Source organism: Aquisalimonas asiatica, from assembly GCF_900110585.1.
In the GTDB taxonomy this organism is placed as follows: Bacteria; Pseudomonadota; Gammaproteobacteria; order Nitrococcales; family Aquisalimonadaceae; genus Aquisalimonas; species Aquisalimonas asiatica.
Genome location: NZ_FOEG01000002.1, coordinates 220,391 through 234,363 on the forward strand (window position 1 = coordinate 220,391; position 13,973 = coordinate 234,363).

Annotated in this window: 14 protein-coding genes; 7 read left to right on the top strand and 7 right to left on the bottom strand. The window is 64.6% G+C overall.

Features of this window, described 5'->3' with window-relative positions; all coding sequences use genetic code 11:
* The first annotated feature begins 161 nt into the window (after nucleotides 1–161).
* The 3 genes from BMZ02_RS05765 (at nucleotide 162) to BMZ02_RS05775 (ending at nucleotide 4,245) form a co-directional block, all read left to right on the top strand.
* Nucleotides 162–1,220, top strand: coding sequence for an ABC transporter substrate-binding protein (locus BMZ02_RS05765; RefSeq protein ID WP_091640764.1), 1,059 nt, complete (start codon nucleotides 162–164; stop codon nucleotides 1,218–1,220).
* A 140-nt stretch (nucleotides 1,221–1,360) separates the two neighbouring features.
* Nucleotides 1,361–3,112: an ABC transporter permease gene (locus tag BMZ02_RS05770; RefSeq protein ID WP_245753956.1), complete on the top strand. Its 1,752-nt coding sequence runs from the start codon at nucleotides 1,361–1,363 to the stop codon at nucleotides 3,110–3,112.
* On the top strand, nucleotides 3,109–4,245 hold the full coding sequence (locus BMZ02_RS05775; RefSeq protein WP_091640769.1) for an ABC transporter ATP-binding protein: 1,137 nt from the start codon (nucleotides 3,109–3,111) through the stop codon (nucleotides 4,243–4,245). Before BMZ02_RS05770 ends, BMZ02_RS05775 begins: the two co-directional genes overlap by 4 nt.
* Before the next feature lie 63 nt (nucleotides 4,246–4,308).
* Here BMZ02_RS05775 and BMZ02_RS05780 read toward each other — a convergent pair whose 3' ends face one another.
* Entirely contained in the window at nucleotides 4,309–5,451 is a 1,143-nt protein-coding gene (locus tag BMZ02_RS05780) for an OprO/OprP family phosphate-selective porin (protein WP_245753957.1), read from the bottom strand.
* 252 nt (nucleotides 5,452–5,703) lie between these two features.
* Between BMZ02_RS05780 and BMZ02_RS05785 the strand changes: the two genes are divergently transcribed.
* From BMZ02_RS05785 to BMZ02_RS05800, 4 genes are all read left to right on the top strand, one after another.
* Nucleotides 5,704–6,867, top strand: coding sequence for a glycosyltransferase family 4 protein (locus tag BMZ02_RS05785; RefSeq protein WP_091640772.1), 1,164 nt, complete (start codon nucleotides 5,704–5,706; stop codon nucleotides 6,865–6,867).
* Between the two features lie 103 nt (nucleotides 6,868–6,970).
* Complete coding sequence (locus BMZ02_RS05790; RefSeq protein WP_091640775.1) at nucleotides 6,971–7,873, top strand: phosphate/phosphite/phosphonate ABC transporter substrate-binding protein; 903 nt, start codon at nucleotides 6,971–6,973, stop codon at nucleotides 7,871–7,873.
* A gap of 100 nt (nucleotides 7,874–7,973) precedes the next feature.
* On the top strand, nucleotides 7,974–8,771 hold the full coding sequence (locus BMZ02_RS05795; protein WP_091640778.1) for a phosphonate ABC transporter ATP-binding protein: 798 nt from the start codon (nucleotides 7,974–7,976) through the stop codon (nucleotides 8,769–8,771).
* 45 nt (nucleotides 8,772–8,816) lie between these two features.
* Nucleotides 8,817–9,029 carry a hypothetical protein gene (locus BMZ02_RS05800; RefSeq protein ID WP_091640781.1) on the top strand — a complete coding sequence of 71 codons (213 nt, stop codon included), beginning with the start codon at nucleotides 8,817–8,819 and terminating at the stop codon, nucleotides 9,027–9,029.
* A gap of 79 nt (nucleotides 9,030–9,108) precedes the next feature.
* Here BMZ02_RS05800 and BMZ02_RS05805 read toward each other — a convergent pair whose 3' ends face one another.
* From BMZ02_RS05805 to BMZ02_RS05835, 6 genes are all read right to left on the bottom strand, one after another.
* Nucleotides 9,109–9,774, bottom strand: a complete 666-nt coding sequence (locus BMZ02_RS05805; RefSeq protein ID WP_139209154.1) for a hypothetical protein — start codon at nucleotides 9,772–9,774, stop codon at nucleotides 9,109–9,111.
* A 78-nt stretch (nucleotides 9,775–9,852) separates the two neighbouring features.
* Nucleotides 9,853–10,764 carry a Mu-like prophage major head subunit gpT family protein gene (locus tag BMZ02_RS05810; protein WP_091640786.1) on the bottom strand — a complete coding sequence of 304 codons (912 nt, stop codon included), beginning with the start codon at nucleotides 10,762–10,764 and terminating at the stop codon, nucleotides 9,853–9,855.
* A gap of 46 nt (nucleotides 10,765–10,810) precedes the next feature.
* On the bottom strand, nucleotides 10,811–11,770 hold the full coding sequence (locus BMZ02_RS05815; RefSeq protein ID WP_171909831.1) for a phage late control D family protein: 960 nt from the start codon (nucleotides 11,768–11,770) through the stop codon (nucleotides 10,811–10,813).
* A 326-nt stretch (nucleotides 11,771–12,096) separates the two neighbouring features.
* A complete protein-coding gene (locus BMZ02_RS05825; protein WP_091640795.1) occupies nucleotides 12,097–12,309 on the bottom strand; it encodes a tail protein X in 213 nt (70 codons plus the stop codon).
* A 315-nt stretch (nucleotides 12,310–12,624) separates the two neighbouring features.
* A complete protein-coding gene (locus BMZ02_RS05830) occupies nucleotides 12,625–13,422 on the bottom strand; it encodes a hypothetical protein (RefSeq protein WP_091640798.1) in 798 nt (265 codons plus the stop codon).
* 53 nt (nucleotides 13,423–13,475) lie between these two features.
* The gene (locus tag BMZ02_RS05835; RefSeq protein WP_091640801.1) at nucleotides 13,476–13,937 is read right to left on the bottom strand and encodes a Mor transcription activator family protein; all 462 of its coding nucleotides are present in this window, start codon (nucleotides 13,935–13,937) and stop codon (nucleotides 13,476–13,478) included.
* Between the last annotated feature and the right edge of the window lie 36 nt (nucleotides 13,938–13,973).

Sequence of the window (13,973 nt, forward strand, 5' to 3'; positions counted from 1 at the left end):
AAAGAGATTGCAGGGGTATGACAGGAGAGCTGGCGAGTCATCAAACGGTCACACGGAATTAACGCCTGGTTCACGAAATTTTTCCAAGGTGGACGGCCTGCGCAACGGCAAGGATGCGGCGCAATCCATCCGACACCGTTACCCGAGCAGGAGGATTCCCCATGTGGCACCGCCGCCCCCGTCTGAATTCGTGGCGCCTGACCTTGCTGCTGGCCGCCAGTGGCCTGAGCGCCTCAGCCGTCGCCGTGGCCGATGACCCCGAGCCCAGCGATGACGTCCTCACCGTCTACCTGCACGACCATGGCGACGCTATCGCAGAGCGCTTCACTGAAGACACGGGCATCGAGGCCCAGATCGTCGACATGAGTGGTGGCGAGATCCTGGCCCGCATCGAGGCCGAGCGCGCCAACCCGCAGTGGGACGTGGTGTACGTACAGGGGCACGGCAGCGTGCACCGGCTCTACGAGACCGGTCAGCTGCTGGATGACGGTTGGCAGCCGGAGGCCGCGGAGAACTACACCGAGATGGGCCGCGAGATCTACGAACAGGACCCGGAGACGGCATGGTGGCCCGTGACGGTGAACGCCCCCGCTCTGCTCGTCTACAACCCGGACTACGTGGACGCCGACGACGTCACCAGCTGGGACGCCCTGCACGACCCGCAGTTCGAGGGCCGCGTGGGTATGCCCGATCCGGCCATCAGCGGCCCGGCCTATCCCTACGTGTCCTGGTTCTTCGAGGACGACATGGATGCCGGCTACGCGTTCTGGGAAAAGGTCTTCGACAACGGCGTGCGCATGTACCGCTCCAACAGCCCGGTGGCCGAAGCCCTGGCCGCGGGTGACATCTGGGTCGCCGGCCTGGAAGAGCCCAACACCTACGGCGAAGTTGAAAACGACGAGAGCATCGAGGTGGTGTATCCGGAGGAAGGCACTCCGGGCGCGGCCCGCGCCGTGGGCATCTCCGCCGACACCGACGTGGCCGATGACGCCAAGGCGTTCGTCGAGTGGATGCTCTCCGCGGAGACCCAGCAGTACCTCACCGAGATCGAGCACCGGAACAAGTACTTCGTGCCGCTGATCGAGGGTGCCGAGCCCAACGACCTGCTGCCCCCTAACCAGTTCCTAGACGAGGTCACCCCGTACGCGTTCACGGACTACGAATGGGCCGGCGAGGTGGAAGAGGAAATCAAGCGCTGGTTCAGCGACATGGCCCAGTGAAGGGGCTACTGGCGCGGCCACTGACCGCGCCGGAATGACACGCACGGGTGGAGCCCTCCGGGCTTCGCCCGTCTTTGCGTTCCGGGAAGGCACACGGACACGCCTGCCCACGGATGCATCATTACCGGAGTGTTCGCACCATGTCGGTCACCACCGATACGCACCGAAACTCACCGCTGACGGGGTTGCTGGCGCGCCTTCCCAAACCCGAGAGCCTGCTGGGATGGTTCATTGCCGCCACGCTGGTTGTGCTGGTCGGCCTGCCGCTGGCGGCCATCCTCCTGCACCTGGCCTACCCGCAGCTCTATCTGGGAATCTTCGATCTCGGCGATTTCGACCTGTTCACCGATCTGTGGGAGCGGCGCCTTTGGCGCACTGCCGTGCAGAACTCACTGTACCTGTCCTTTGGGACCATGGTGATCGGCACTCTGATCGGTGCCGGCATGGCGTACCTGCGCCACACCTACCGGTTTCCCACCGCCGGGCTGATCGACTTCGCCGCCTGGTTCGTACTGGTGATGCCGTCGTTCATCATCGCCCAGGGCTGGGTGCTGTTCGGGCGCAGCGGCGGCACGGCGCACCAGATGGGCATGCCGTGGCTGGGCGAGTTTATCTTCTCCCTGCCCGGGCTGGTCATGGTAATGAGCCTGGCGAACTTCCCGCTGGCCTATCTTGCTTTCAGTGCCGCCTTGCACTGGAACGTGCGCAGCCTGGAGCAGGCCGCGCGCCTGGCGGGTGCCACCTCGGCCCAGGTGGTACGCACCATCAAGCTGCCGCTACTGCTGCCCGCCCTGCTGTCCGCCGCGATCCTGGTGTTCGTGGACACCGTGGGCGACTTCGGCCTCCCGGCCGCGTTCCTGTCGGTGTTCCGGTTCCCGCTGATCCCGTACGTGATCCGCCAGGAGATCCAGACGGTGCCCGTCTCGTTCGAAGGGGCGGCGGTGCTGGCATCGGTCCTGGTGGCCATGGTGGCGATTGCCATTACCATCCAGATCCGGCTGCTGCGCAACGCCGGTGCCGACTTCCTCACCGGCGGCGCACGCCCCGTGGACCGGCCGCGCCCGCGCTTCTGGCCGGTACTCACGGCACTCAACGTCGCCTTCCTGGGGCTGGCGATCTTCGCGCCGCTGGGCACCAGCCTGTCAGTGTCCTTCCTGCAGCGCTACAGCACCGGGTTCACCCTCGACAACCTGACGCTGCTGAACTACCGGGCGGTGCTCTCCGAAGGCTCGGTACTGCTCCCGGCCATGGCGAACTCGTTCGGCATCGCCTTCGGCGCCGCACTGATTGCCCTGGCCGTAGGCTTTCTGGCGACCTATCTGCTCGCCTACAGCGGTTCACGGTTGCGCCGGTTCATCGACATCACCTCCACGGTCACGCTGGCGGTGCCGGGCATCGTGCTGGCGGTGGGCTACATCCTCTGGTGGAACCAGCGCTGGCTGGCGGACTGGGGCATCCAGGTCTACAACACGCCGTGGGTCATCGTGCTCTGCTCGGCGGCCGCATCCATCCCCATCGCCGTTCGCGTGGTACTCGGCAACGTGGCGCAGGTGCCCAAGTCGTTCCTGAACAGCGCCTCGCTCCAGGGCGCCGGGCTGTGGACACGCATCCGCACGGTCCTCATGCCGCTGACCCTGGCCGGGCTGCTCTCCGCCGGTCTGGCCGTGTTCGCCACCAGCGTCTTCGACCTGGCCATCACCACCATGCTGCAGCCGTCGGGTTTCCCCACGATCCCGGTGATCATCGACGAACACTTCCGCACGGTGCAGTACGGCTGGGCCACGGCAGCGACGGTGATCGTCTGCCTGATCACCGCCGCCATCATCGTCACCACGCGCTTCCTGGTGAAGCGCCTCTTCAGACAATACTTCGCGACAGGAGGCTCACAATGACGAGCAACACGGCAGAAGTCGCCATTCACGATCTGCAACGGCATATCGGTGCGGTCCGCGCCCTCGACGGCGTCAGCCTGGAGATTCCCACCGGCGAGACGCTGGCGGTGCTGGGGCCGTCCGGCTGCGGCAAGTCCACGCTCCTGCGTCTGCTGGCCGGCCTTGACACCCCCACCGGCGGCGAAATCCACATCGCCGGCCAGAAGGTCAACGGCAACGGCCTGGAAGTGCCCCCGGAGCGCCGGCCGGTGAACATGGTGTTCCAGGATTTCGCGCTCTGGCCGCACATGAACGTGAAGCAGATCCTGCAGTACGGCATGAAATACCGGGGCATCGCGCGCGGCCGGCGCGATCAGCGTGTCACGGAACTGCTGGAGCTGGTGGACCTGGGTGGCATGGAAAAGCGCTACCCGCGCGAGCTCTCCGGCGGCCAGCAGCAGCGCGTGGCCATCGCCCGCGCGCTGGCCACCGAGCCGCGGGTACTGCTGTTCGACGAGCCCCTGTCGAACCTGGACTCCCAGCTGCGCCAGCAGATGCGCGACGATCTGGCGCGATTGCTCAGGGAACTGGGCACCACCGCACTGTACGTCACACATGACCTGCAGGAGGCCCTGGCTCTGGGGCAACGTGTGGTGGTCATGCAGGCGGGGCGCATTGCCCAGATTGACGAAACCCGCGAACTCTTCCGCAAGCCGGCCACGCCCTGGGTGGCGGAACTGGTGGGCTACGCGAACACTCTGGACGGCCGGATCCTGCGACGGGAGGACGACTGGGCACTGGTGCAGGCCGGGCAACAGACCCTCTGGGCCCTGTGCCGCGATCACGAACTCGCCGACGGCGATGCCACCCAGATCATGTTCCAGCCCCGCGGCTGCCGGCTGAGCCAGCAGGCACCCCAGGAGAGCAACCTGAACACACTGCCGGTGCAGGTGGAACAGCAGGTGTTCGAGGGCCACGGCTGGCGCATCAACTGCCGCCACGGTCAGCGTCTGCTCCAGGTGCATGACGCCCTGCCCCACGACGCCGGCGCCGGGATGGCGCTCGCGTTCGAGAAAGCCGCCACCCACGCCTATCGGCGATCGGAAGAGGCCGTGCCCGTGGAAACCACGGAAACCGCTGCACGGATTGCCTGACAGCAGTACAAAAAAAGCCCCGGTCGCTGACCGGGGCTGTAAGGGCGGACTTGTACCGACCGCTTAGAAGTTGTACTGCATGCGGGCGAGAAAGGTAACGGGGCTGTCCTCGTCGGTTTCGCCACCGGTCAGGTCAGACACGGCGCCGCTGTCCTTGACGTCCGTGAAGATCACGTTGCCCATGAAGCGCAGGTTGGAGCTGTGGTAGTAGTTCAGCGCCAGGGTCACGCTGTCCTGCTCGCCGCCCTGGATGTCACGGTCGTTGAGGTCCATGTGGCTGTAGCGCGCGGCCACTTCCCAGGCACCACCGTTCCCCTGGGGCGAAATGCCACCGAAGCCGCCGCTGCCGTAGCTGCGGGACTCGCCGGTGAGCACGTAGCTGACCTGGGCGTGGTAGCCGTCGAAGCTCACGTCACTGCCGTTGTCCCGGTCCACGTCCACGTTGACGTACTCGGCCTCGGCGGAGAACGGCCCGGCGATATAGGCGAGTTCCAGCCCGTACTTGGTGGTGGAGTCGGCGTCGATGTCCCCGGTACTGATCAACCGCACCCCGGCAGGCCGGGATTCCGGCCGATCACTGAAGCCCAGCGTGCGGTAGTCGCTGTCGGAGTCGAAATCCTCGTAGGCGGCAGAGACGCCCAGGTGCAGGATCTGGCCACCGCCCAGCTCCGGGCTGGCCACGAAACGGCCGGCCACGCCCAGCGGCATGTCGCCATCCGCATCATCGCCGATGGCGCGGCCGTAGAGCGCGGACTGGAACGTGAACATGCCCTCGGAGACATCGTAGAACACACCCATGCGGCGGGAGTCCGGCACGATGTTCTGCGGCGTGGCGCGCTCGATGAAGGTGATGTTGTTGGAGCTGGTGAGCTGGTTCAGCCCCATGGGCACCTTGGTCTGCCCGAGGGTGATGCGGCCCACGTCCAGGGACCGGCGCAGGCGGAAGTCGGCGGCGCTGACGCCCTCTTCCGCGAAATCCGCCTCGATACGGAAGTCCCACAGCTCGTCCAGGTCGCCACCAACACCCAGGCGGGCACGGCGATTGAGGAAACCATCGTCCATATCCACGTTGTCTTCATCGTGGAAGCCGGCGTCGATATGCAGACGGCCGCGTGGCTCGAACTCAGGGTAGGCCGCGGCCTGGGAGATACCCGCCAGGCCCATGCCCGCCGCGATGCCGAGTGCTGTCAGTTTGGTTGCTTTCACGCTTACCTCCGAAGGAATGGTCTCGTTTCGTCGGCCCTGCCTTGCGGCGGCCGCAAGTGCATTGGCGAGGGGAACAATAAGGCGGGGATGTGACTGTTTCCCGATGCCACAGTGACCGTTTGGTGACATGCGACGCCTGTTGTGCCGGCACCACGTGCGCTGTCACGGAACCGTGATCCCGGCGTCACACCGGGGCAATGCGGCGAACGGAGACTGCGCGCAGGCCTCCGTCCGCACCCAGGGAGTCATCTCATGCGCATTACACTGGTCACCGAAACCTACCGCCCCGAGGCCAACGGCGTCGCCATGACGCTGGGCCGACTGGTGGATTACCTGAGCCGTCATGGCCACCAGGTGGAGCTGGTCACGCCGACACTGAAGCGCGACGACGTGCCCGCCAGCCTCTCGCTGCTGACACTGCCCGGCCTGCCGCTGCCCGGATATCCGGCGGTCCGGTTCGGGCTGCCCGCCGTGCGCCGGCTGGTTGCCGAGTGGGGGCGGCACCGCCCCGACGTTATCTACGTGGCCACCCAGGGCCCGCTGGGATGGGCCGCCGTGCGCGCCGCCAGGCGGCTTGGCCTGCCGGTGATTTCCGGTTATCACACCCACTTCAGTGCGTACGGTGAGCACTACGGGTTGGGGCTGGCGGCACCGCTGGTGGACAGCTACCTGCGCCGGTTTCACCGTCGTACGCGCCTGACGCTGGCACCCACGCAGCAGCTGGCCGCGCAGCTCCGGGACGCCGGCTTCGGCGACGTCGAGGTCCTGTCCCGGGGGGTGGACACGCGGCTTTTCCAGCCGCAGCGCCGCTGCGACGAATTGCGACGGCAGTGGGGTTTGCTGCCCGGGTCACCGGTGGTGCTCTACGTCGGGCGCATCGCCGCGGAGAAGAACCTGGACCTGGCGGTGCGGGCGTTCCGCGCGATCCAGCGCAGCACGCCCACGGCCCGCTTCGTGCTGGTGGGTGACGGACCGTTGAAGGCCCGCCTTGCCGCGGACAACCCCGATTTCGTCTTCACCGGCTGCCAGTCCGGGGAGGCGCTGGCACGGCATTACGCCTCGGCTGACCTGTTCCTGTTTCCGAGCCTCACGGACACCTTCGGCAACGTGGTGCTGGAAGCCATGGCCAGCGGGCTCCCGGTGGTCGCCTTCGATCACGGTGCGGCGGCGGAGCACATCAGCCCATTCTCCAACGGCGTGACGGCGCCCCTCGGCAACGCGGACCGTTTCGTGGCACTGGCGATTCTCCTCGCGCGGGAACCCAGCCTGCGGCACCGTTTCGGGGCGCTCGCGAGGGGCACGGTCAACACGCTGGACTGGGACACGGTCGGCGCCCGGTTCACGGCGCTGCTGGCAGCCCACGCAACCGGCAAACAGCCATCGACCGGCCCCCGGCCTCTGGTCGCCGCCGGCTGACCGGGTGTCACTGTCACGTAACAGCCACTGAAACCCCATGTAACACCGGGGCGTCATCCTCGCGGACCACATTCACTGTAAACACCGAATCGGGAGAGTGACGATGCGAAACGTGACAGCCCTGGTCGCCGCGGCGGCGCTGACGGCCCCCGCCTTCGCCCTGGCCAGCCCGGCAGAGGACGTGGCGGACTATTGCGACAGCCCCCTGCGGCTGGCGGACACCGGTATTGAAGGCGCCGAGGAACTGCGCCGCGCATTCGCGCCGTTCGCCGAGGAGTTCACCGAACTGACCGGGGTGGAGATGGAGTTCTTCCCGCTGAGCGACCGCACCTCCGCAGCCAACGCGCTGCGCTACGACTCCATCGACCTGGTCCTGGCCGGACCGTCCGAGTACGTGGTGATGACGGCGGTCTCGGGCAACGTCTCCCCCGCGTTCGGCCTGGAACGTGACGGTTACGGCGCCTACATCGTCGCTCACAGCGACCTGGGCCTGAACGGCATCGAGGATCTGGAAGGCAAGCACCTGGCGTTCGGCAGCGTGGGCTCCACCACCAACCACATTACCCAGGGCTGGATGATCGAGGATGCCGGCCTGAGCCTGGGCGACGACGTGCGCTACACCCACGCCGGTGATGCGCGGGTGCAGACTTTCGTCAACGGCGACGTGGACGCCGCGGCCGTCGGTTACCGGGACGTGGACATCATCGAAGAATACGACCCGGACCTGGAGTACGACATCATCGCCGACAGCGGCACCATGCCGCGGGATGTGTTCGTGGCCCGGGACGCTCTGGGCGAGGAGTGCATCCAGGCCATCAGCGACACCGCCATGGCGTATGAGGACGCGCTGTTCCAGGCCTTCGTCCAGCCGGCGGCTGACGAGCCCGATACCGACGAAGGGCAGGAGCGCTCGAAGTACCTGGGGGCGAAATTCGTCGATGACATCACCGACGAGGAATACGACATGGTGCGCGAAGCCTACGAGGTGCTCGGTCTCGAGCTCTGATCCCCGTCGCCATGACGCATCGGGGCGGTTCGGCGAACAGTCGGTCCGCCCCGATGACGTTCCGGACCGGACCACGGCCCGACATCCAACGGAGGCACCCATGTCAGTGATTCACGCGGATAACGTCCACAAACGGTTTGGCAAGGTGCACGTACTGCGCGGCATCGCATTCCGGATCCCCGAACGGGAAGGCGCAATCCTGCTCGGCGCCAACGGCTGCGGCAAGTCCACGCTCATGCGCTGCATGAACGGCCTCGCCCGCCCGGAGCAGGGCTCGATCCATGTCCACGGCAGCAACGTGGCCAACTGTAGTCAGCGCAAGCTCCGCGAGGTCCGCCGAGGGGTGGGCATGGTGTTCCAGAACTTCAACCTGGTGGGCAACCTCAGCGTGTTCCAGAACGTGCTGTACGGCGGGCTGGCGCGCCATCGCAGCTTCTTCGCCATCACGGCACCGCTGGCCTCACGGGAGGAGCGGGCGTACGCCATGCACTGCCTGGAGCGGGTCCAGCTTGCGCGCTGCGCGGATCAGCGCGCCGACCAGCTCTCCGGTGGCCAGCAGCAGCGTGTGGCCATCGCCCGGGTGCTGATGCAGCGGCCGTCCGTGGTGCTGGCGGATGAACCGGTTGCCAGCCTCGACCCGAAGGCGGCGCGGGAGGTCATGAACCTGCTCTGGGGCGTGGTGCGCGAGGAAGGCATGACACTGCTGTGCACGCTGCACCAGCTCGACTTCGCCATGGAGTACGGCGATCGCGTCATCGGCATGAAAGCGGGTCACGTTCAGGTGGACCGCCCCATGGGACAGACCAGCCGCGATGAGCTGCAGTCCCTCTACGAGGGCAACGTGCGGGTGGACGAAACCCCGTCCGACGCCGTCACGCCGCTGAGACGGGCGTCCTGAAGCGTCGCCCCTCGCGTCCCCCAGAACCTCCAGGAGTTGATTTCCATGGCTTCCCCCGAGCAGCCCGGGGGCCGGCACGGCCCCCAGCCCAGCCGTTTCGAACTGCCCTCGGTATTCACGTGGGTCGTCCTGGTCGGCTTTCTTGCCTTCTTCATCCAGGGCATTACCGCGGTGGACGTGGAGGGCTCCCGACTCATCGCCGGCGTCGGCAACATGGGCGACTTCATCGCCCGGGCCGTGCCACCGGACCTGATGTAGGGCGCCGCGATAATCCGACGCCCAGTTCAAGATAATCCCGATTCGTGATTTCTCAGGTGATGAAACGCGCATTTCGGAATTAGTCTAGCCGTAACCCCCAGTCGAAGCTGTAGGTGCCCACGTCTTCCCCGGTGTACGCATCGCGAAGGACAGCGGTCGTGGAATCCGGGTTATCCGCAAAATGGTACGTCAAGACGACGTTGATGAATTGCTCCTTGTCCTGGACGGTTAGGCGCTCCCAGCCAGAGCCGAGATAGACGCGAGGATAGTCGGTTGGGGTTTCGATCCGCTGGACAATGCCTACGCCCTTGAGATCATCAATAAACTGCCGCCTGTCACTCTGAGCCTCGTCACTCTTGTCCAGCTCTCGCCAGCCCTCAGGCATCCGATCATCTCCAGGGCCAGACTCTTCCTCTTGGCGCTCAGCTTCTGGCTCCCCTGAGGACTCAGAACTTTCCGCGTCATCCATGTGCTCAGCGCCCTCGCCGGCGATGCCATCTGTGGACTCGGGCTTGCTACCGTTGCTGGCCAACTCCTCCGTCTGATCACTCGATGCGGCGCCATCTGGGTCTCCGTACATCAAGCCACCAAGCAGCATGAACACCATCGTGGCCAACACATAGAAGAGGGCGGCCACCAGGCGTCGTGGCGACTCGCTCCACGGCATAACCCACTTCGGACGAAATAGCCCGACGAAGATCGCCAGGAACGATGCAACAACCAGCAACCCCAGCACGGCTTCCATATGCCCCCCCCCTTGAATCATCTCCTGGGCCGAACCGAAAGCCTCCGTGGCTGCAGAGACGCAGACAGCGTCACCCTGTTACGTCAGCCAAGGAGTAACCAGGAGGTCGGCCGAGTCGCGATAAACATTAGTGGCGCCATTGATTGCCCGCTCTGCCTTTAAGACCTCCAGGCCAGCTTGCTCCAGGTTGGGCGGAACCACCAACAAGGTCGGACGAATCGCGAGAGGGCGACCGCCGTCAGCCTTCATGTTCATCATTGCCGCACGCGCCGTGCCGTAGCTCTCTTTGGTTAACGGCTGCCGACTCCGGAATGCCATCTGCCAGAACCCGAACCCAACATTCGATCTAGCGCGGACGCCGTACCGAAACTCGTCTTCCATGAACACCCGCTCATCAGACTCATCAACCATCGCTTGCAGCTCAGGGGGAATTCTCTCCTGGAAGATGAGGGGCTTGATTGCGCGGGTCACGTCCAGAAGATACCAGCTGTCCCCCGGGTCGCTCTCCGGGATGTCCTGATTGCTGACAAACTCGGCGTCTCCGGTGCCGTCCACCTCTGGGTAAACCGGGTGCTCGTCGTCGAAGAAGTTCTGCCCGTCGTAGCAGTGCTCCTCGTGGGCGCGCTTCAGGAGCCCAAAGACCAACTCATCAGGATGCACGGCCGCGGCACGCCCCATCTCTTGAAACAGGGGCACGTAGATACCGACATTGTCGTCCTCCACATCTACGCGCTTGACCCCGACCGTGGATTCCCAGAGCTTGTTCTCGATCTGGTAACCGTGGGCTGCCATATCCCTGATTTGGCGTTCGCCCACCCACTCCCGGAAGGTTGGAAACTGGCCAAGCCAGCCATACGTGTTACTGCGCGTTGAGCTGGGCACGCGAGTAGCAACGCGGCCCCATGCAGATTCGGCAATCTCTAGCCCGTCCTGAAACTGGCGCCGAAATCCAGTTTTGAGGGCTGATAGGACATCAGGTGTGATAATCATCCAGCTTCACTCCTTCACTGTAATGTGCACAGGAAAGTGCCGACGGTCAGCGGTCGGCGTAACCGAGGCCTTCCGCTTCCACTCGGCACCTGTAGCCTCGTTTGTTCACCACGTGACTGACCTGGGTAATAAGCCAGTCACCGTTCACGCCGTCTCGGAACCCGCTTAGCCTCAGCCTCTGGCGGGATGCCAGCGAGGGGTTTCCCGGCAAATTGATCGTGAGGCGGCGACTCTCCCTCCAGGCGCGATGGAGGGTAGACCTCGCATTCGCCTGGGCAGTGGCTTCGTCCAGGAACACACGCGACAGCGTTCGGACCGGCTCACCCTCACCGACGGTCACGGGAATGCGCCGCGCAAGGTCGTAGTCTTGGTAGGTGGCGACGACGCTTCCCACCTTCTTTTTCGTCATGAAGTGGGCTCGCCACGTGGAAACGTCGGCGGGGGTCAACTCGGTGACCGGGATTGGCTCGCCGTCCGGGCCTTCGGTGGCGTCATAGCTAATCACAACCCACTTGCCGTCGATGACCTTGAATAAGGTGCCGTATTCAGCTGCGACCTGGTGAGCTAGCGCGAGATCGGATTGCCCCGACTGGTCGACAAACCCCAGGTGGGTCTCCCCCAGATCGGCGGGATAGATGCCGAAATCGTATCCGTGCTCGGCAGCCAGCCGCTCTATGAGCTCTCCGAGCGTCATGTTCGGATGCGAGCGGTCTCTCCCCTCCCGCATCTGGCTCGTAAAGTCAGCAGATGTGGCCGAGAAATGTAGCCGCGCCGGGGGACCGGCGTGCTCGATCTGATCAATGGCGAAGCGGCTTGAGGAAGCCGGCTCAACAAGGGTCTCGCCGTCGTATCCGAGGGCCCGCAGCCGTAAGAGCGCCCCCTCCCGCGGCCACGTCCAGTCCTGATTGTCTGCTACCTCGATCTCCAGGGCATCCGACTCATACCCGGCCCGGTCTTCAAGGCGGAGCTCAATGAGAGCGTCGGCGATGTGTTTCGTGAGATCCACGCCCTGCGCTTCAATTTGGTATGTTGGCTTAATCATCATTCACCTTTATGAGAGGGTCTGCGAATGAAAACGCGCGCGCTTGTCTGGTTGGCCGCTATCGCTGTCTCTGGCTGCGCAACCCAGACCGGCCCGTGGGAGGGCTACGAAAAAACATCCGAAGATGCCGAATGGGTAGGCGGGTACTACTCCGGAAAGCACCCTGACCCGGAGGCTGAGCTGATCGACCACTGCCGTTCCGGCTGGCGCGCAGGTGCTCCCTATGCGCTTCAGCTGCGCCATGTCGAGACTGACGAGCGAGTGACGGTCACGTGCTCGGACGTCCAGGACTAACTCCACGGCATCTTCACCTTGGGAGGCTCAGCTCCTCCTTCGTCAAAATCCGGCAACTCCACTAGAGTGCCAGCCGGCAGGCGAGGGCCGAGACTGGCGAGGCCTTTGTTCGCAGCCAGAACGCGCTCAACAACCCCGCGAGTTTTCCCGTAGTACATGTGGCAGATTTCATCGACCATCTCGCCTTCTTTTGCCCGATAGACCGCCATCGCCACATCCTCCTCGCTGTGCAAACCGGACAAGCCGGTACTTCATATGCGCCCCAACCGGGAGACCGACAGGGGAGAATCGGCGCTCGGCGGCTGGAGCGGGGGCAGACAACCCCTGGTGGCTCTTGTCTGACGCAGAGAGGGGCCACCACCAACTCCGCGCCCGTGCTTCGTGCCGGTGCACTGGCACCACCAGACCCCGATCCGGCCCGAAGCTGCGCAGACTCCCCTTTACGACCCCCAGGCAACGGCGCCTGCGCATACCGTTACCTGGCCCGGGAACCCAGGAGGCGGTGTTCCCGGGTCTCACGAGGATCATCGCCTGCCTGACAAGACCTCCCGAAAAAGATCCGACAGCCCTTCTTCGGCAAGGCGCTCAACCTCCCATTGCCGCTGTTTCAGATAGCGCCCAGAGCGCGCCTCGCGATCAGCCGAGAAGAGAACCCCAGCCCCGACATCGTGGCCATCTGCCTCGTTGAATGCGGCCAAGCGAGCGGCTGGAAGAAAGAGCGGCCAGCCACCGCTATGCAGGAACCCGGCGCTTTCACTGCCAACAACCTCAACCACCAGGGCGTTCAGGCCGCTCAACCGGGCAAACGATTCGCAGAGGGCGTTTGCATGCTGCACGTATTCCGCGCCTACTTGCTCAGCCTCCGCCAAGACAAGCTGCTTCAAGACCTCACGGGTTTCGTGTTCCAGCTCGGACAAATCTGCTTTGGCGGACTCGAGCTTACGGCGCAAGCCGGCCAGCGTCTGGCTCGCGTCGCGGAAGCGCTGAAGCTTCTCCGCCCGAGACCCATCGGAATCCTTCAGCAGCGCACCCAGCTCGCGGTCGATCTCCACCAGGGCCGCGTCATCCGCTTCGCCGGCAACGATATCGGCAAGCACAGACTCGCGTCGGGATTGCAACCCTTCCAAAGCCTGCTCCTCGGCTCCAAGACTGTCCGTCATCGAAGCATCGTGTTCAGCAGCAAGCTCACGGAGCCTCTCAACCTCGCTGCGTTTAGCTTTCAGCGCCTCCAAGTGGTTACGCGCACCCTCGCGAGCCTCACTGGCGACGCTGTCACCGACCTGCGCAGTCCGTCGATGATGGTTGTTTGCGTTCGCTGTCACGTTGTACCTCCTGCCTGAGTCTTTGCCGGTAATAGCCCCGGTCCCGCACCGGCTCAGCGGTGCTCCGACATGGGGCGACAGCCATCACCACGATGCTTCTCAAGCACCTGATAGATGGCCCGATCCGTACACTGAAATTGCTGAGCAAGCTCGGTCGTCGATGCACCTGCTTGCCGGAGAGCGAGAATCACCCTGTCCCGAACCAATAACCTAAGCCTGTACAGTCGGGGTATCGCCACCGCATCTCCACCAGCCACCTCCAGGAGAAGGTTTCGAGCTTCGGCGCTGAGATCATCGAACAGGGAGCCGGGCTCATGCGGAAGGGTCGGTATGTAACACCTCAACCCTCCCAGGACGTCGCAGATTTCTGCGGCCGCTTCGGGCGCAACGTCACCGAAAGCCTCAAGGCTTCCGCCAGCGCATGCGCTCTGGATCTCCTCACCTGACAGCAGCCCTTCTTCGAGGGCCTCTGCGAGTCGCACTTCGGCGGCTGATCTCCAGGTTGGTATTTGCATTCCACACCCCTACTGAAAGACTTCGCATAGGAAGCC